The sequence below is a fragment of the Phyllobacterium sp. SL163 genome (genome assembly GCF_049896885.1).
Taxonomy (GTDB): domain Bacteria; phylum Pseudomonadota; class Alphaproteobacteria; order Rhizobiales; family Rhizobiaceae; genus Phyllobacterium; species Phyllobacterium calauticae.
In genome coordinates this window covers 626,379-644,077 of record NZ_JAFCVE010000002.1, presented here as the reverse complement: position 1 = coordinate 644,077, position 17,699 = coordinate 626,379, and the positions used below count along the sequence as shown (strand labels likewise).

Here is a 17,699-nt window from a genome sequence, read left to right as displayed (position 1 = left end):
GATGCCTTGCCATCTTCTGTCGTCACCGTGACCACGCCGCCGAGCAGCGTCGCCTTGCCCGCCACCTCCAGCCGGTCGCTGCGCCCGTCGGCAGCCACCTGAACGACCAGGCCGGCATCCTTGTCGAAGCTGGCATCGGTTGCCACATGCAGCGTGCCGATCGAATTGCCGGGCGAAACCAGGCCGCCGCCATGCACGGCCAGACGCTGGACTGTGCCGATGCCGCCCAGCACGCCGTTGGCATTGACCGCCGCCGCACCGCTGCGGCCATCGACGGAAGCAAAGCCGCCGTTCAAGGCGAGGTCGCCGGTCACACCCGTGGCATTGACCTTCACCTGTCCGCCCGCATTCGCCGTTACCGCCGCCGCCGTGCCATCGACGGTCAGAAGCCCCGTATCATTGATGATCGATGCCGAAATGATCGAACCGCCAAGCCCGATGCCAAGCTCGCCGCCATTGATCACAGTATCGCCGCGATAGGTGTTCTTGCCGGTAAGCCACAGCGAGCCGGGGCCGGATTTCGTCAGGCTGCCTTGTGTAATCTTGACATGCATCGCAATGGCTTCTTTGCGAGTAGCGATAGTCGTTACAAGATTATTGTAATAATTCTTATCCTCAACACTCACGTTCGTCGGAGGGCCCTTGTCCCAACCCTTAGTCGCCAGTTCGTCTGCTAACTTTTGCAGATCTGCTCTTTCGGATACCGGGCGCTGCAACAAAGCGTCGTCGTTGATCGGATTGGACCACGTATCCTTGATATTGCTTGGCGTGTTGATGTCGAATTTACCTGTTATAAATTGACCAGGACCATTCATTGCATGTTTCAGATTGATATCGCCCCAGCCATCTTCGTCAACGGGGATACGCCTAATCATGCCATCCTTGTTGACCGACGTAGTCAGCAGAACTTGGAGAACTTGTTGCGGTGTCATATAAGGGAAACGGCTTTGAATAACTGCAAGGGCGCCGGTAGCGTGCGGCGCCGACATCGACGTACCGCTCTCGGCGAGATACGTGCCGTTTGGTATCGTGCTGTAAATGCCGCTGCCTGGAGCATCGACGCACCAATAGCGGGCAACACCGCAACGATTTGAGCGAGTATGTATGCCACCGCCATTAAAATCAGGAGACGGCCCCTTTTTTGCCCATGCTACTGCAAGCCATTGATCTTCAAGTTCAGGACGGAAAAAGGGTAAACCTGCAAAAAGGTCGGGATTCCGCATAGGCCCATCATTGGATGCAGAGACGACCTGAATAATACCATACCTGACGGCAGCATCCCCCACTGCATCGAGCCAAGTCTTGCTGCCGCTCTCACGCAGTTTTCGAAAATTGCTATAAGCCTTAGTGAAATTCGGAATAGTACCGGTTTGATTCTCAAAATATTTTACGTCGTCGTGCGAATCTGATCCCCAGCTATTGTTAACAAATGTAACACCCTTGTTTGCAGCTAAGGCTTTGTAAGCGGCCATGAAGTAATTATAGTCAAGTGTATCGGAGCCTTGCAGCCTGTTTTCATCCGTTCCATGTGTGTTTGCTTCATAAAGATTGACATCAAAAGCTACGCCATGCATTCCTTTGTTGTCTCTGGATGCACCAATTGTCCCGCTGACGTGGGTTCCATGCGAGTCATTGTACTTTGAATTGTAAGCCCCCGAAACTTTGAACGCTTCTCCCTTTTTGAAGGGACCCCCGTTTTCATCTTCCCATTCTGTGCTGTCTGCGAAATATTCTCCAACAGTATTAACTAGGTGAATACGAGGGTTATTTTTGTACTCTGGATGATCAGTGTCGATACCAGAGTCCATAACTCCAACATCGCTTCCTTTGCCCGTCGCACCAAACGCATAAGCATATTCAGCATGCATCGCAGATAGGCCCCAATCGGATATGAATTCAGGAGTTCGCCACGTCGCGGCCGCCTTCTCCAGATCATCCGTCCTGCTGCCATCCGCATTGAAATACTTGCCCTGTAGCTGCTGCGCATGGGCGTTGGGGCCGCAAGCGGCGATGATCAACGCGGCACAGACACTGCTTAAGAGATCACTGCGGAATTTGGACAAACGATCAGAACGCGCGGAAAAACCCGCACCTGTGGCGTGAAAAGACATGAAATATGGTTCCCGATATAATTCTCATTCGACAAAAAACAACGGAATATGCAGTATAATACTTATAGGGTGGTGATCGCATGTTGCAGTCAAGAGCTACTTAAGTTGCAGGCAAATCTACTGTGAGAATGGCGACGCCCAGCAACAGCAAAAAACAGGCCCGCGAACGGAGCCTGCCTTAACCTATCTGAACGCGGTTATCGGAACAGCACGACCGCCTGCTGCACGGTGACCCAGACACCCCAGAGAATGGGAATACCCACCGCGGCCCAGGCGAGCGCCGCCTTGGCATCGAGCCCGCCATGGCCGATGCCGAACGAGCCGGTGGCGCCGGCATCCACTGTCTTGGTCTTGGCCTGCAAGGCGGCAACCTCGGCGTCGGACATGAACCATTTCGATGCAAGCGGGCGGATAAAAAAGTTGGCGATAAAGCCCAGCGCCAGCATACCGGCGAGAATATACATGGTGCGGTCATAGACCTGATCGCGCGGCACGCCCGCATTGATCTGGAACTCACGGATGTAATTGACCACGACGGGCCCGACGATGCCCGCCGTTGCCCAGGCCGTCAGCAGCCGGCCATGGATGGCGCCGACGAACTGCGTCCCGAAAATATCGGCGAGATAGGCCGGGACCGTGGCAAAGCCGCCGCCATACATGGACAGTATCACGCAGAAAATCGCGACGAACAGCGCCTGGCTGCCCATGTGGGCGGCGGTCGGCGCCAGCGCATAGAGCACGATGCCAAGCGCAAAGAAGGTGAAATAGGTGGCCTTGCGGCCGATCCGGTCGGAGAGCGAGGCCCAGAAGAACCGCCCGCCGATGTTGAACAGGGAAATCAGACCGGCAAAGCCTGCGGCAATGGAGGCGATGGCGGTTTTCTGGCCCGTATCCAGCTGCGTGAAGCTGACGTCGGGCAGGCCGATGAGCTTGCCCGCAAAGATTTCCTGCAGCATCGGCGAAGCCATGCCGATGACGCCGATACCGGCGGACACGTTGAGGCAGAGCACGGCCCAGATCAGCCAGAACTGTTTTGTCTTGTGAGCATCGCGCAGATGCACGTGCCGTGTGGTGATCATCGCCTTGGCATCCGTCGGCGGTGTCCAGCCTTCCGGACGCCAGCCGGCCGGCGGAATGCGGTAGCCGAAGGCGCCGCACATCATGAACACGAAATAGCCGGCGGCCATGACCAGAAAGGTCTGCCAGACGCCGACAGTATCCGGTGCCTTGAAATGATTCATCAGAAGGTTGGCCAGTGGCGCCCCGATCATGGCACCGCCACCAAAGCCCATGATGGCCATGCCGGTCGCCATGCCGCGCCGGTCGGGAAACCATTTGATCAGCGTGGACACCGGAGAAATGTAACCGAGCCCGAGGCCGATACCGCCAATCACGCCGGCACCGACCCACATCAGCCAGAGCTGGTGCGTGATGACGCCAATGGCCGCCAGCACCATGCCCCCGCACCAGCACACGGCCGAGACCACGCCGGCCTTGCGCGGCCCGACGCGTTCAAGCCAGCCGCCCCAGATGGCGGCGGAACAGCCAAGAAGCACGAAAAACAGCGTGTAAATCCAGCCGAGATCGCTGACGCGCCAGTCGCAGCTCGTGGTGAAAAGCGCTGTCAGAAGGTTGAGATCCGCACAGGCGACCGATTGCTCGACACCGATGGCGCGCGACAGCGGCAGCCAGAACACGCTGAACCCGTAGGCCATGCCGATACAAAGGTGAATGGCAAGCGCTGCGGGCGGCACCAGCCAGCGGTTGAAACCCGCTTTGGCAACGATGCGTTCCCGGTCGAGAATACCCGGGTTTTCATAAATCCGCGGCTCTGCCCTGTCGGTTGCTGACATGTGAATTCCTCCTCCAAGCCCTTATGGCGGTGATTCATGTTTTAGTATTTCAGTTTATCGGCCGGTTCCGGTTCGGCCTGATCGTCTTCTTGTTCGGGTGTTCTCCGGCGCTCTTGCAATCAAGAGGCAACGCAGGTCGGGCGGCCAAAAATGCCGCCCTTGCAACGTTCAAGCCGAGGCGGGAGCCGGCTTGCGGATATGGGACGCTGCCTCGACCACAAGCGGGTCAAGGCCATTGTCATCCTTTTCCAGGATGGCAAAGAGCTGGGTACGCATGCGCGGCTCCCAGAAATTGTTGATGTGGCCGGCCACACCCTCTACCGCCTCATCCTTGGGCTGGGTGTGAAAGAAGGTGGCGATCTGGTTGGCCATATAGACCAGCTTGTCGGCGGTTGACTGCCGATGATTCTCATTATCCATATTGCACCAATCGAACAGTTGGACTTTGCACAAGGGTGGGCGAGGCCTGATCCAGATTGGATTTTCCGGACGCAGCGGTGTCATCGGTTGCACTCGCCACTGCATTTACAGCGATCGGAATACGTTCGGCACGCGTGAAGACATCGAATTCATCGCCGCGTACCAGCGCAACAAGCGTCATGCCCGCCGCCTGCGCGGTGCGCACAGCCAAGGCCGTTGGCGCGGATACGGCAATCAGGACGGAAGCGCCGATGATTGCCGCCTTCTGCACCATTTCGATGGAGACGCGGCTGGTGATGACAACAGCGCCCGATGCACCGTCGATGCCGGTTCGGCACAGGGCACCGGCAAGCTTGTCGAGGGCATTGTGGCGGCCGACATCCTCGCGCGCGGCCACGATACCCTGGCAGGGAACATAGAATCCGGCCGCATGCACCGCACCGGTTTCATTGTGCAGCGGCTGCAGGGGCGACAGCAGCCGCACCGCCTGCGCCAGATCGCCCGGCGTCAGTTGCAGGCGCGTTGCATCGACTGAGGCCACCGGCTTCAACGCCTGTTCGATGGACTCGATACCGCACAGCCCGCAGCCAACGGGTCCCGCCATGCGGCGGCGGCGGTCGGTGAGTTCCTGTCCGGGCGCATCGGCGAGGCGCAGCTGGATATCGATGCCCTCGCCATGATCTTCAATGGCGATTTCGCTGATTTCGTCGAGCCGGGCAATAATGCCCTCCGACAGGCTGAAGCCGACGGCGAAATCCTCCATGTCGGTCGGGCTTGCCATCATCACCGCATGGGTGGTGCCGTTGTAGCTGAATGCGACGGGCGTTTCCTCGGGCACCATGCGGCTGCCGGTCGCGTAGACATCGCCCTCGCCCTTGCGGCGGCGGGTGATGCGCGGAACCTGCAACCGTGTGGGGCGCCCGGCCATATCTATTCCGCCGCGTCGAGTGTCTGGGCGATGCGCCGGCTCTGGCGGGCCTGCTCGTCATATTTGACCTGCCAGTCACTCGGCCCGTTGGATGCCCCGACCTGCACCGCCGTCACCTTGTATTCCGGGCAATTGGTTGCCCAGTCGGTGAAATCCGTGGTGATGACATTGGCCTGCGTCGTCGGGTGGTGGAAGGTCGTATAGACCACACCCGGCGAAACCCTGTCGGTAATCAGCGCGCGCAGCGTGGTCTCACCGGAGCGGCTTGATATCTTCACCCAGTCGCCATCGCGGATACCGCGCTGTTCGGCGTCGTGCGAATGAATCTCCAGCCGATCCTCCTCGTGCCAGACCACGTTGTCCGTGCGGCGGGTCTGCGCACCGACATTATACTGTGAGAGAATACGCCCGGTGGTGAGGAGAAGCGGGAAGCGCGGCCCGGTCTTTTCGTCGGTCGCCACGTACTCCGTGCGGACGAACTTGCCCTTGCCACGGGCAAAACTCTCGATGTGCATGATCGGGGTTCCCAGCGGCGCCTTTTCATTGCACGGCCACTGAACGGAGCCCTCCCTTTCCAGAAGGTCATAGGACACACCGGCAAAGCTTGGCGTCGTCAGGGCAACTTCATCCATGATCTGCGACGGGTGCGTATAATTCCAGTTGAGGCCCATGGTCTGCGCCAGTTTCTGGGTAACTTCCCAGTCGGCAAAACCGTTCTTGGGGCTCATGACCTTGCGCACCCGGTTGATGCGGCGCTCGGCATTGGTGAAGGTGCCGTCCTTTTCGAGGAAGGTCGAGCCCGGCAGGAACACATGGGCGTAGTTGGCGGTCTCGTTGAGGAAGAGATCATGGACCACGACGCATTCCATGGCGGCAAGACCGGCGGCCACGTGCTTTGTATCGGGGTCAGACTGGAGAATGTCCTCACCCTGGATGTAGATGCCCTTGAACGTGCCATCGACGGCCGCATCCAGCATGTTGGGGATACGCAGGCCCGGCTCGTCCTGCAATTTGACGCCCCACAGCTTGTCGAAAATATCGCGGGTGGCTTCGCCGGAAACATGGCGGTAGCCGGGAAGCTCGTGCGGGAACGAACCCATGTCGCAGGAACCCTGCACATTGTTCTGGCCGCGCAGCGGGTTCACACCAACGCCCTTGCGGCCGATATTGCCTGTGGCCATGGCGAGGTTGGCTATGGCCATGACCGTTGTCGACCCCTGGCTGTGCTCGGTCACGCCGAGGCCATAATAGATGGCGCCATTGCCGCCGGTCGCGAACAGCCGGGCGGCTTCACGCAGCGTCTGCGGCGGCACACCGGTCAGTTGTTCGATCGCTTCGGGGCTGTGTTCGGGTGCGGATACAAAGGCAGCCCAATCCTGGAACTCATCCCAGTCGCAGCGCTCGCGGATGAATTTTTCGTCGAACAGGCCTTCCGTGACAATAACGTGGGACAGCGAGGTGACCACGGCCACATTGGTGCCGGGGCGCAGCGGCAGGTGGTACGACGCCGCCACATGGGGCGAGCGCACCAGGTCGATGCGGCGCGGGTCGATGACGATGAGCTTGGCGCCCTTGCGCAGACGCTTCTTCAGGCGCGAGGCAAAGACCGGATGACCATCGGTCGGGTTGGCACCGATGACGATAACCACGTCCGTGTGTTCGACGCTGTCGAAATCCTGCGTGCCGGCGGATGTGCCGAATGTCTTGTTCAGGCCGTAACCGGTCGGCGAATGGCAGACGCGGGCGCAGGTATCGACATTGTTGTTGCCGAAACCGGCACGAACCAGCTTCTGCACGAGGTAGGTTTCCTCGTTGGTGCAACGCGACGAGGTGATGCCGCCGACGGAGTTGCGGCCATACTGGTACTGGATGCGGCGGAATTCATTGGCAACGTACTTGAAGGCTTCATCCCAGGAGACTTCGCGCCACGGATCGGAAATCTTCTCGCGGATCATCGGGTTGAGGATGCGATCCTTGTGGGTCGAGTAGCCATAGGCAAACCGGCCCTTGACGCAGGAATGGCCGCGATTGGCCTTGCCATCCTTGTAGGGAACCATGCGCACCAGTTCCTCGCCGCGCATTTCTGCCTTGAACGAACAACCGACGCCGCAATAGGCGCAGGTGGTTACCTTGGAATGTTCCGGCTGGCCGATCTGGATAACCGACTTTTCCGTCAGTGTTGCGGTCGGGCAAGCCTGCACGCAGGCACCGCAGGAAACGCACTCGCTGTCGATGAAATGTTCGTGCATGCCGGGCGAAACGCGGCTGGAAAAACCCCGCCCTTCGATGGTCAGCGCAAACGTGCCCTGCACTTCCTCGCAGGCCCGCACGCAGCGCGAGCAGACAATGCATTTCGACGGGTCGTAGGTGAAGTAGGGATTGGATTCGTCCTTGGGCAGCCAGCGATCATTGGCGACATTGTCCGCCTTGGCAAAGACGTGGTTGTCGCCGTGATAGCCATAACGTACATCGCGCAAGCCGACCGCACCGGCCATGTCCTGCAGTTCGCAATCGCCATTGGCCGCGCAGGTCAGGCAGTCCAGCGGATGATCGGAAATATAAAGTTCCATCACACCCTTGCGGATGTCCTTCAGGCGCTGGGTCTGGGTGTGAACGACAAGACCTTCCATCGCCGGGGTTGTGCAGGAGGCAGGCGTGCCGTTGCGCCCCTCGATCTCGATCAGGCAAAGACGGCAGGAACCGAAGGCATCGACCATGTCGGTCGCACAGAGTTTGGGGACCTTGATGCCCGCTTCCATCGAGGCGCGCATGATCGAGGTGCCTTCGGGTACCGTGATCTCGTTGCCGTCGATGGTCAGGGTGATCATCTTTTCAGATTTGGAGGCTGGTGTGCCGAAATCGATTTCGTGGATCAGGGACATTTTGGGCTCCTATTCCGCCGCTTGCGCGACGGGCGCAGGACGAAAATCTTCAGGAAAATGCGTCAGCGCGCTCATCACCGGATAGGGCGTGAAACCGCCCAGCGCGCAGAGCGAACCGAACTTCATTGTGTTGCAAAGGTCGGTGAGAACCGCGATCTGCTTTTCCGGCTCGATATTGGCAGCGATGCGATCGACGACCTCGACACCGCGGGTCGAGCCGATGCGGCAGGGCGTGCACTTGCCGCAGGACTCGACAGCGCAGAATTCCATGGCGAAACGGGCCTGTTTCAGCATGTCGACGCTGTCATCGAAGACGACGAGCCCGGCATGGCCAATCAGCCCGTCCCTGGCGGCGAAAGCCTCGTAGTCGAAGGGCGTGTCGAAGAGTTCACGCGGGAAATAGGCGCCGAGCGGACCGCCGATCTGCACCGCCTTGACCGGACGGCCTGTTGCAGTACCGCCGCCGATATCATCGACGATTTCGCCGAGGGTCAGGCCGAAGGCCGTTTCGAAAAGCCCGCCATACCGAACATTGCCGGCGATCTGCAGCGGAATGGTGCCGCGCGAGCGGCCCATGCCGAAATCCTTGTAGAATGCCGCGCCCTTGTCGAGAATGACCGGCACGGAGGCAAGCGATATCACGTTGTTGATGACCGTCGGCTTGCCGAAAAGCCCTTTATGTGCGGGCAGAGGCGGCTTGGCGCGCACGATGCCGCGGCGGCCTTCGAGGCTTTCCAGCAGCGCCGTTTCCTCGCCGCAGACATAGGCACCGGCGCCAACACGCACTTCAATGTCGAAAGCATGGGCAGACCCCAGCACCGAAGCGCCGAGCACGCCGGCCTTGCGGGCGACATCAAGCGCCTCATTCATCACGGCAATCGCATGCGGATATTCGGAGCGGGTATAGATGTAACCCTTGGTGGCGCCGACGGCGATACCGGCAATGGTCATGCCTTCGATCAGAACGAAGGGATCGCCTTCCATGATCATGCGATCGGCAAAGGTGCCACTGTCGCCCTCATCGGCATTGCACACGATGTATTTGCGTTCGCCCGCCGTATCGAGGACGGTCTTCCATTTGATGCCGGTTGGGAAACCGGCACCGCCGCGCCCGCGCAGACCGGATTCCGTCACCTGGGTGACGATTTCGAGCGGCGAAAGGGCAAGCGCCCTCTCCAGTCCCTTCAAGCCGTCATGGGCGCGGTAATCATCGAGCGAGACAGGATCGGTTATGCCGCAACGGGCAAAGGTCAGGCGGGTCTGTTTTGCCAGGAACGGCAAGTGTTCGGTCAGGCCAAGCCAGAGCGGATGGGTCCGGCCTTCGGCCATGCCCGTATCGAGAAGCGAAGCCAGGTCGGAAGGTTTGACCGGGCCGTAAGCTACGCGGCCGGACGGTGTTTCCACCTCGACCATCGGTTCGAGCCAATACAGGCCGCGCGACCCGTTGCGAACGATGCGCGCATCGAGATTGCGGGCAACAATCTCATCCTGCAGTGTCCGGGCAACCTTTTCGGCGCCGAGGGCAAGCGCGCCGGAATCGCGCGGGACAAAGAATGTGACCGTCATAGCCGCACTCCCGTCGCTATTTCTTCGAGTTTTTCGTCATCCAGGCGGCCAATGACCTCGCCGTCCAGCATCGCGGCGGGCGCACAGGCGCAAAGGCCAAGGCAATAGACCGGTTCGAGCGTCACCGCACCGTCGGAGGTTGTTCCATGCCAGTCGATGCCGAGCAGTTCGCGGGCTTTTCGGGCCATGGCATCGCCGCCCATCGACTGGCAGGCCTCAGCACGGCACAGTTTCAGCACATGCCGGCCCGCCGGATGATCGCGGTAATCGTGATAGAATGTGACAACACCATGCACCTCGGCGCGCGATATGTTCAGCGCCTGGGCAATCAGCGGCAAAGTCTCCTGCGGCACATAGCCGAACTCGCCCTGCAACTCGTGCAGAATCGGAAGGAGCGGACCTTCTTGGCCCTTCAACTGATTGATAATGTCTATCGCTCTCCCAGCGATATCGGTACTTGCGGTCTGCATTTCGTGCAGCGCCCTCCCTAAATGCTCCTCGTAGCCTAGAACAGATCAAAAACGACGCAACTAATCAATATACCAGTCCCGTTGGTCGATAGAAGATTTCTATCAAACCATATTGAGTTCGATGGCAAGCGCCCGGGCCTCATGCAGCAGGGCGGACACCAGCGGTGTATGCGGTTCGCGGTCCGCCGCCACCAGCCCGACAAGATGGCGTGCATCGGGCTCGACAATGGGAATAGCGCGGATCGGCTCGGAAAAACCCAGTGTTTCCGCAAGGTTGAGCGGCATGATGCTCGCCCACTTGCCGGTTCGTATGTGCGAGAACAGCACAATCATCGAATTGGATTCCAGCGTGGGGTGCACGTCCACCCCCGCTTCGTGCAGGTGTTTGTTGATGATCCGGCGGTTCTGCATGTCCTGGGTGAGCAGGCAGAGCGGCAACTGACCAACCTCCGCCCAGGTCACAAATTCGCGATCCGAATAGGTACTGCCCGTCGAGGTGATCAACTGGTAGCGTTCCGAATAGAGCGGAACCGAAGTCACCCGCCCGAGCGGCTCATTGTCGAGATAGCTGATTCCCGCATCGATCTCGAAATTGCTGAGCAGCGTCAGGACTTCCAGCGAGGTACGCGAGGTCACCGAAAAGGTTACATCGGGGTGCTTTTCGCGAAATGGCGTCGTCAGGCGCGAAACCATGGCAAGCGCCGTGGGGATTGCCGCTATCTTCACATGCCCGGACAGACCATAGCGTGCAGCGCGGATTTCCTCGCGCATCGTCCGCGTATCGCCGACAATGCGCCGCGCCCATTCGAGCACGCGCTGGCCCTCCGGCGTCAATCCCTTGTAGCGTGAGCCGCGCTGAACGAGGACGACACCCAGCGTATCTTCCAGCTGGCGGATCGCGGCCGACAGGGTTGGCTGCGTGACGCCGCATTCCTCCGCCGCGCGGCCAAAATGCTGGTTGCGCGCCAGAGCGATGAAAAATTCCAGCTTGTCGATCATCGAAATCCGTCCTCCGACAAGACTCTATCGATGATTACCCGCCGACAGCAAGAGCGGTGGTCCATTCAGACCGTCAGGAATTTGCGCACCTCCGGCCTGTCGAGGCTTGCCGCATCTCCGGAATGGACGATCTCGCCGCGATCCATGATGTAGACATGGTCTGCCAGCTCGCGGCAGAAATCGAGATATTGTTCGACGAGAAGGATGGCAAGACCGGTCTGATCGCGCAGAAACCGGATGGCGCGGCCGATATCCTTGATGATCGACGGCTGGATGCCTTCGGTCGGTTCATCCAGAACAAGCAGCCGCGGGCGCGTCACCAGCGCACGGCCGATGGCGAGCTGCTGCTGCTGGCCGCCAGACAGGTCGCCGCCGCGCCGGCCCAGCATGGTCTTGAGCACGGGGAACAGCTCGAAGACCTCCGGCGGCACATTGCGGTTGCCGCGTCTGGCGGCGGCAAAGCCCGTCGCCAGATTTTCACGCACGGTGAGCAGCGGAAAGATCTCGCGCCCCTGCGGCACGAAAGCAATGCCGGCCCGCGCCCGGTCGTAGGGCGGCTTCCTGCCGAGCGGTGCACCATCGAAGCTGATCGACCCCGACGATAGCGGGTGCTGACCGACAATTGCCCGGAGCATGCTTGTCTTGCCAACACCATTGCGGCCAAGGACGCAGGTGATGGATTGCGGCTTCACCTCAAGCGATATGCCGCGCAACGCTTGCGCTGCGCCATAGTGAAGAGAAGCATTCTCAACCGTGAGCATCAGGAGGTTCCTTCCCATTGATGTGTCATGCACCGCCTCATCGCCCGAGATAGACCTCGATAACGCGCGGATCATTGCTGACGTGATCGAGCGAGCCCTCGGCCAGCACCGAGCCCTCGTGCAGGCAGGTGACCTTCACGCCGAGCTCGCGCACGAAATGCATGTCATGCTCCACCACGATCACCGAGCGGGTGCGGGCGATGTCGCGCAGGAGTTTCGCCGTCTCTGCGGTTTCCGCGTCGGTCATCCCGGCGACCGGCTCATCCACCAGCAGCAATTTCGGGTCCTGCGCGAGCAGCATCCCGATCTCCAGCCATTGCTTCTGGCCGTGCGAAAGACTGGCCGCCAGCCAGTGGCGCTTTTCAAACAGCCGGATCGTGTAGAGGATTTCGTGGATACGGTCGGCTTCATCCCTGCTCTGGCGATGAAACAGCGCTGACAGGGCCGAGCGCGGCCCGGACAGGGCCAGCACCAGATTGTCCTCAACCGTGTGGCTTTCGAAGACCGTCGGCTTCTGGAACTTGCGGCCGATGCCGAGCATGGCAATGTCGGCTTCGTCATAGCCAGTCAGGTCGACCGTGCCGTTGAAATAGACATCGCCGCTATCCGGCTTGGTCTTGCCGGTGATGATATCCATCATGGTGGTTTTCCCCGCGCCATTCGGACCGATGATGGCCCGCATCTCTCCCGACTGAAGCACGAGCGAAAGGTTGTTGATGGCACGGAATCCATCAAAGGAAACCGAAACGCCGTCGAGATAAAGCAATGTGTCCTTGGCCTTCATGGGAGCTACTCCGCAGCCTGGGGTTCAAGTGCCGGGGCGAGCTTGCCGCCCTGTTTCACCACCGGCGGCAACACCTCCTCGTCCTTGCGTGCCGCATGGCTGGCTCTGCGGGCTTGCCACGAGCCATAGAGCCCGAGAATGCCCTTGGGCAGGAACAGCGTGACGAGGATGAACAGCGCACCGAGCGCAAACAGCCAAATCTCCGGAAACGCCGCGGTAAAGTAGGTCTTGCCGAAGTTAACGAGGATCGCGCCGATGATCGGACCGATGATCGTGCCGCGCCCGCCGACCGCCACCCAGATGACCGCTTCGATGGAATTGGCGGGTTCGAACTCGGACGGGTTGATAATGCCCACCTGCGGCACATAGAGCGCACCGGCAATGCCCGCCATCATGGCAGAGACCGTCCAGACGAACAGCTTGTACCGGTCAACGCGATAGCCGAGGAAGCGCATGCGGCTTTCCGCGTCGCGCACACCGACCAGCACTTTGCCGAGCTTCGAGCGAATAATGAAACTGGACACAAGAACGGCCAGCGCCAGAAACAGGGCGGTTGCTGCGAACAGCGCTGAACGGGTCGTTCCCGCCTGCACATTGAAGCCGAGAATATCCTTGAAATCCGTGAGGCCATTATTGCCGCCAAAGCCCATGTCGTTGCGGAAGAAGGCGAGCAGCAGCGCATAGGTCAGGGCCTGGGTGATGATGGAGAGGTACACGCCCGTGACGCGCGAGCGGAAGGCCAGCCAGCCGAAGCCGAAGGCCAGTACGCCCGGCACCAGCACGACCATCAGGGCCGCGAACCAGAAATTGTCGAAACCGTACCAGAACCACGGCAGTTCCTTCCAGTTGAGGAACACCATGAAATCCGGCAGGACCGGATCGGCATAGACACCGCGCGGTCCGATCTGGCGCATCAGATACATGCCCATGGCATAGCCGCCGAGGGCAAAGAAGGCGCCGTGGCCAAGCGAAAGAATGCCGCAGAAACCCCAGACCAGATCAAGCGCCACGGCGAGCAGCGCATAGGTCAGGTATTTGCCGAGCAGGGAAACCAGATAGGTCGGGATATGCAGGGGCGAGGTGTCCGGCACCAGCAGATTGAGGACGGGCACGAGACAGGCAACCGCCACCAGAATGATGATCGCAATCAGGCTGCGCCGGTCGCCATGTCTGAAAAACCATTGGGTGATCATGCCTCGATGGCCCTTCCCTTGAGTGCGAAGAGACCGCGCGGACGCTTCTGAATGAACAGGATAATGAGGACCAGCACGAGAATCTTGCCAAGGACGGCCCGGCAAAGGGCTCGAGAAACTTGTTGGCAATGCCGAGCGACATGGCGCCGACCAGCGTTCCCCAGAGATTGCCGACACCGCCGAAGACCACGACCATGAAACTGTCGATGATATAGCCTTGGCCCAGATTGGGACTGACATTGTCGATCTGGCTGAGTGCGACACCGGCAATGCCGGCAATACCGGAACCAAGACCGAAGGTGAGCGCGTCGACCCATGGCGTGCGGATGCCCATGGAGGATGCCATGCGCCGGTTCTGCGTGACCGCCCGCATGCGCAGGCCGAGCATGGTTTTCTTCAGCACCAGCTGCAGCACGGCAAAGACCGACAGGGCGAACACGATGATCCAGAGGCGCGACCATGTCAGCGTCAGCATGCCGACATCAAAGGAGCCCGACATCCATGACGGGCTGCTGACCTGAACATTCGAGGCACCGAACCACGACCGCGTCGCCTGCTGCAGCACCAGCGATATGCCCCAGGTGGCCAGCAGGGTCTCCAGCGGCCTGCCATAGAGAAAGCGGATGATCCCGCGCTCAATGACGACACCGATGGCGCCGGAGACGAGAAACGCTGCAGGCAAGGCAAACAGAAGCGAATATTCGAACAGCCCCGGCATGGATGTGCGGATGATCTGCTGCACCACGAAGGTCGTGTAGGCGCCGATCATCACCATTTCGCCATGGGCCATGTTGATGACACCCATGACACCGAACGTGATCGCAAGGCCGATAGCCGCGAGCAGCAGGACCGAGCCAAGCGACAGGCCGTAGATGACATTCTGGATACCGTTCCAGATTTCGAGTTCTGCGTTGATGCCGGATATGGCGGCACTGGCGGCTTCACCGACTGGTCCCGGAACACCGGCCAGCGGCGTCAACAAACCGAGCGCCTCGCGCCCGTTCCCGGATTTGATTGCGGCGATGGCAGCGATCTTCACATCGTCTGCCGCGCTGGAATTGAGAACAGCAGCAGCCTTGGCGCGCTGCATCAGCACCTTGATCCCCGCATCCTTCTCCGCCGACAGCGCCTGGTCCAGCAGCGGAATGGATTCAGGATCGCGATTCTTCAGGATTGCTTCGGCAGCGGACCGGCGCTCCGCCGCGTCGGTGCTCATCAGTGTCAGGCCGCCGATGGCAGCGGCGATATCGCGGCGCAGCCGGTTGTTGACCTTGATCTTCTCAGCCGTATTGCGCGGAACGGGCGACAGTTTTGCACCGCTCAGCGGATCGGTTGCGGCATAATCCACGCCGTCGCGCGTACCGATAAACACCGCTTTGTCAGCCTTCGAAACATAGAGATCGCCGGCACTCAATGCGTTGAGAATGGCAGCGGCGCGCGGCGTACCGCTTTTGGCAAGTTCTGAAACGGCCTTGCTCGTCTCGTCGAAATTATCACCGGCCAGCGCCTGCACCAGCGATTTGAGTTCGGCGTCGTCCATGGCTTGCGCACCGGCGGCCGCAGGAAACAGGCAAAGCCCGAGTATCGCGATGATGGACAGGATGCGGCTCAATGACATTCAACAATCCCACATTTGAAATTCCTGGGAGGAGCTCCATCCCCGCCATGAGACGGGGATGGAGTTGGCTTCGGCGTTGTCGCCCCCGACCCGAAGCCGGAGCCTGATTTTAGCGCTTAGTTCGTCTTGGTTGCGCCGCCGCACTTGCCGGTGACAACGTTGAAATTGCCGCACGACATGGGCTTGCGCCAATCGGAGATCAGGTCCTTCGAGCCTGGCAGATAGTCGGACCATTCATCGCCGACGACGAGGCCCGGCGTCCTGTAGACGATGTCGAACTGGCCATCGGCCTGCACTTCGCCGATGAGGACAGGCTTGGTGATGTGATGGTTCGGCATCATCGCCGCGTAACCACCCGACAGATTCGGGACGGAAACGCCGACGATCGAGTCGATGACCGCATCCGACTTCGTGGTGCCGGCGGCTTCGACGGCCTTCACCCACATGTTGAAACCGATGAACGTTGCTTCCATCGGATCGTTGGTCACGCGCTTGTCGTTCTTGATATAGGCATGCCATTTCTTGATGAAGTCGGCATTGGCGTCGGAATCGACGGATTCGAAGTAGTTCCAGGCGGCGAGATGGCCGACCAGCGGCTTGGTGTCGAGACCGGCGAGCTCTTCCTCGCCCACCGAGAAGGCGACAACGGGAATGTCTTCGGCCTTGATGCCCTGGTTGGCGAGTTCCTTGTAGAACGGCACATTGGCATCGCCATTGATGGTGGAAACAACGGCGGTCTTCTTGCCGGCCGAGCCGAACTTCTTGATGTCGGACACGATCGTCTGCCAGTCGGAATGACCGAACGGCGTGTAGTTGATCATGATGTCCTCATCCTTCACGCCTTTGGCGTTGAGGTAGGCCTTCAGGATCTTGTTGGTGGTCTGCGGATAGACATAGTCTGTACCGGCGAGAACCCAGCGCTCCACGCCTTCCTGTTTGGCGAGATAATCCACGGCGGGAATGGCCTGCTGGTTCGGCGCAGCACCCGTGTAGAAAACGTTGCGCGAGCTTTCCTCGCCTTCATATTGAACCGGGTAGAACAGCAGGGAATTCAATTCCTCGAAAACCGGAAGCACGGATTTGCGCGAGGACGATGTCCAGCAGCCGAAAACCGCCGCAACCTTGTCCTGTTCGATCAACTGACGGGCTTTTTCTGCAAACAGCGGCCAATCCGACGCCGGATCGACAACGACGGCTTCAAGCTTCTTGCCGAGAACCCCGCCTTTCTTGTTCTGCTCGTCGATGAGGAAGAGCATCGTATCCTTGAGCGTGGTTTCGGAAATCGCCATCGTACCGGACAACGAATGCAGAATACCGACCTTGATTGTGTCCTCGGCTGCCTTTGCCGGTGCAAGGGTCAGTGTCGCTCCCACGGCGGCGGCCGCCAAGGTTCCAATAAATCTGGCTGTTAGACTGAACATTCAGGTAAACCCCTCTTTATGGTTGTTTGTACCGAGGGAATACTATGCAACGACCGTGCCAACTGCGGATTGCAGCGTCATGCTCGTGTGAAATCTTTGGATTAGCCCGAGATTACAACGGTCAAGCGCCACAGGCCTTGAATATTATGAAGACCGCAGCGGCGGAAACAACGGTGCGGCCAGCACCGTTTCGGCAATCAAATGCCTATATTATTATCAATTAGTCGTATATGCCTATTTATGGAGCAATGTTCGCAATTTGCGGCTCCGATCAATCGGCTTTGATGTGGCATTGGTCGGCGTTTGATGTATGGTGCTGCCACCAATCACATTCTCAAGGAAAGAAAATGGATATCCGTCAGATTGACGAAGGCTTTGCCGTGACCGGGCAGATTTCACCCGACGATGTACGCGATATTGCTGCGGCAGGTTACCAGACCCTGATCTGCAACCGCCCCGATGGTGAATCGCCGGATCAGCCGGAATTCGCCGAAATTGCCAAGGTCGCCGAAAAGGCAGGCATCCCGATCTACTACGTCCCCGTGGTTTCAGGCCAATTGACCCAGGACGATGTGGATGCAATGGCCGCCGCACTCGAAGAAGCGGAAGGCCCGGTGCTGGCCTATTGCCGCTCCGGCGCCCGTTCGACCAATATTTACGGCATCGTTCAGCAGCAGAAAGGCTGACCATGCA

Annotated in this window: 13 protein-coding genes and 1 pseudogene; 1 reads left to right on the top strand and 13 read right to left on the bottom strand. The window is 59.6% G+C overall.

What is annotated here, in order from left to right; all coding sequences use genetic code 11:
- From ACP7B1_RS06750 to urtA, 13 genes and pseudogenes are all read right to left on the bottom strand, one after another.
- On the bottom strand, positions 1-2,111 hold a 2,111-nt coding region (locus tag ACP7B1_RS06750; protein ID WP_426136779.1), incomplete at its 3' end, for a S8 family serine peptidase.
- Between the two features lie 197 nt (positions 2,112-2,308).
- Positions 2,309-3,964: an OFA family MFS transporter gene (locus ACP7B1_RS06745; RefSeq protein ID WP_346306659.1), complete on the bottom strand. Its 1,656-nt coding sequence runs from the start codon at positions 3,962-3,964 to the stop codon at positions 2,309-2,311.
- A 168-nt stretch (positions 3,965-4,132) separates the two neighbouring features.
- The gene (locus ACP7B1_RS06740; protein ID WP_346306658.1) at positions 4,133-4,384 is read right to left on the bottom strand and encodes a formate dehydrogenase subunit delta; all 252 of its coding nucleotides are present in this window, start codon (positions 4,382-4,384) and stop codon (positions 4,133-4,135) included.
- Positions 4,377-5,312 carry a formate dehydrogenase accessory sulfurtransferase FdhD gene (gene fdhD / locus ACP7B1_RS06735; protein ID WP_346306657.1) on the bottom strand — a complete coding sequence of 312 codons (936 nt, stop codon included), beginning with the start codon at positions 5,310-5,312 and terminating at the stop codon, positions 4,377-4,379. The genes ACP7B1_RS06740 and fdhD overlap by 8 nt, the downstream gene beginning before the upstream one ends.
- Positions 5,313-5,314: 2 nt before the next feature.
- Positions 5,315-8,194 (bottom strand): formate dehydrogenase subunit alpha, encoded by a 2,880-nt coding sequence (gene fdhF / locus ACP7B1_RS06730; protein WP_346306656.1) that lies wholly within the window; start codon positions 8,192-8,194, stop codon positions 5,315-5,317.
- A gap of 9 nt (positions 8,195-8,203) precedes the next feature.
- Positions 8,204-9,760, bottom strand: coding sequence for an NADH-quinone oxidoreductase subunit NuoF (locus ACP7B1_RS06725; protein ID WP_346306655.1), 1,557 nt, complete (start codon positions 9,758-9,760; stop codon positions 8,204-8,206).
- A complete protein-coding gene (locus tag ACP7B1_RS06720; protein WP_346306654.1) occupies positions 9,757-10,230 on the bottom strand; it encodes a formate dehydrogenase subunit gamma in 474 nt (157 codons plus the stop codon). Before ACP7B1_RS06720 ends, ACP7B1_RS06725 begins: the two co-directional genes overlap by 4 nt.
- A 102-nt stretch (positions 10,231-10,332) precedes the next feature.
- Positions 10,333-11,229, bottom strand: coding sequence for a LysR family transcriptional regulator (locus tag ACP7B1_RS06715; RefSeq protein ID WP_223611641.1), 897 nt, complete (start codon positions 11,227-11,229; stop codon positions 10,333-10,335).
- Positions 11,230-11,294: 65 nt separating this feature from the next.
- A complete protein-coding gene (gene urtE, locus ACP7B1_RS06710) occupies positions 11,295-11,990 on the bottom strand; it encodes an urea ABC transporter ATP-binding subunit UrtE (RefSeq protein WP_223611642.1) in 696 nt (231 codons plus the stop codon).
- 37 nt (positions 11,991-12,027) lie between these two features.
- Positions 12,028-12,774: an urea ABC transporter ATP-binding protein UrtD gene (urtD, locus tag ACP7B1_RS06705; RefSeq protein ID WP_346306653.1), complete on the bottom strand. Its 747-nt coding sequence runs from the start codon at positions 12,772-12,774 to the stop codon at positions 12,028-12,030.
- A gap of 5 nt (positions 12,775-12,779) precedes the next feature.
- Positions 12,780-13,967 (bottom strand): urea ABC transporter permease subunit UrtC, encoded by a 1,188-nt coding sequence (urtC, locus tag ACP7B1_RS06700; RefSeq protein WP_346306652.1) that lies wholly within the window; start codon positions 13,965-13,967, stop codon positions 12,780-12,782.
- Positions 13,964-15,585, bottom strand: a pseudogene (urtB, locus tag ACP7B1_RS06695) (urea ABC transporter permease subunit UrtB). Before urtB ends, urtC begins: the two are co-directional and overlap by 4 nt.
- A 116-nt stretch (positions 15,586-15,701) precedes the next feature.
- Positions 15,702-17,006 carry an urea ABC transporter substrate-binding protein gene (gene urtA, locus ACP7B1_RS06690; RefSeq protein ID WP_223611646.1) on the bottom strand — a complete coding sequence of 435 codons (1,305 nt, stop codon included), beginning with the start codon at positions 17,004-17,006 and terminating at the stop codon, positions 15,702-15,704.
- A gap of 347 nt (positions 17,007-17,353) precedes the next feature.
- Here urtA and ACP7B1_RS06685 point away from each other — a divergent pair, with 347 nt between their 5' ends.
- A complete protein-coding gene (locus ACP7B1_RS06685) occupies positions 17,354-17,692 on the top strand; it encodes a TIGR01244 family sulfur transferase (protein ID WP_223611647.1) in 339 nt (112 codons plus the stop codon).
- The last annotated feature ends 7 nt before the right edge of the window (positions 17,693-17,699 follow it).

Bases quoted from the DNA above. Each gene is read 5' to 3' on its own strand.
- urtD (WP_346306653.1), bottom strand. From the start codon at position 12,774: ATGAAGGCCAAGGACACATTGCTTTATCTCGACGGCGTTTCGGTTTCC.
- urtA (WP_223611646.1), bottom strand. From the start codon at position 17,006: ATGTTCAGTCTAACAGCCAGATTTATTGGAACCTTGGCGGCCGCCGCC.
- ACP7B1_RS06715 (WP_223611641.1), bottom strand. From the start codon at position 11,229: ATGATCGACAAGCTGGAATTTTTCATCGCTCTGGCGCGCAACCAGCAT.
- ACP7B1_RS06745 (WP_346306659.1), bottom strand. From the start codon at position 3,964: ATGTCAGCAACCGACAGGGCAGAGCCGCGGATTTATGAAAACCCGGGT.
- urtC (WP_346306652.1), bottom strand. From the start codon at position 13,967: ATGATCACCCAATGGTTTTTCAGACATGGCGACCGGCGCAGCCTGATT.
- ACP7B1_RS06725 (WP_346306655.1), bottom strand. From the start codon at position 9,760: ATGACGGTCACATTCTTTGTCCCGCGCGATTCCGGCGCGCTTGCCCTC.
- fdhF (WP_346306656.1), bottom strand. From the start codon at position 8,194: ATGTCCCTGATCCACGAAATCGATTTCGGCACACCAGCCTCCAAATCT.
- ACP7B1_RS06720 (WP_346306654.1), bottom strand. From the start codon at position 10,230: ATGCAGACCGCAAGTACCGATATCGCTGGGAGAGCGATAGACATTATC.
- ACP7B1_RS06685 (WP_223611647.1), top strand. From the start codon at position 17,354: ATGGATATCCGTCAGATTGACGAAGGCTTTGCCGTGACCGGGCAGATT.
- fdhD (WP_346306657.1), bottom strand. From the start codon at position 5,312: ATGGCCGGGCGCCCCACACGGTTGCAGGTTCCGCGCATCACCCGCCGC.
- urtE (WP_223611642.1), bottom strand. From the start codon at position 11,990: ATGCTCACGGTTGAGAATGCTTCTCTTCACTATGGCGCAGCGCAAGCG.
- ACP7B1_RS06740 (WP_346306658.1), bottom strand. From the start codon at position 4,384: ATGGATAATGAGAATCATCGGCAGTCAACCGCCGACAAGCTGGTCTAT.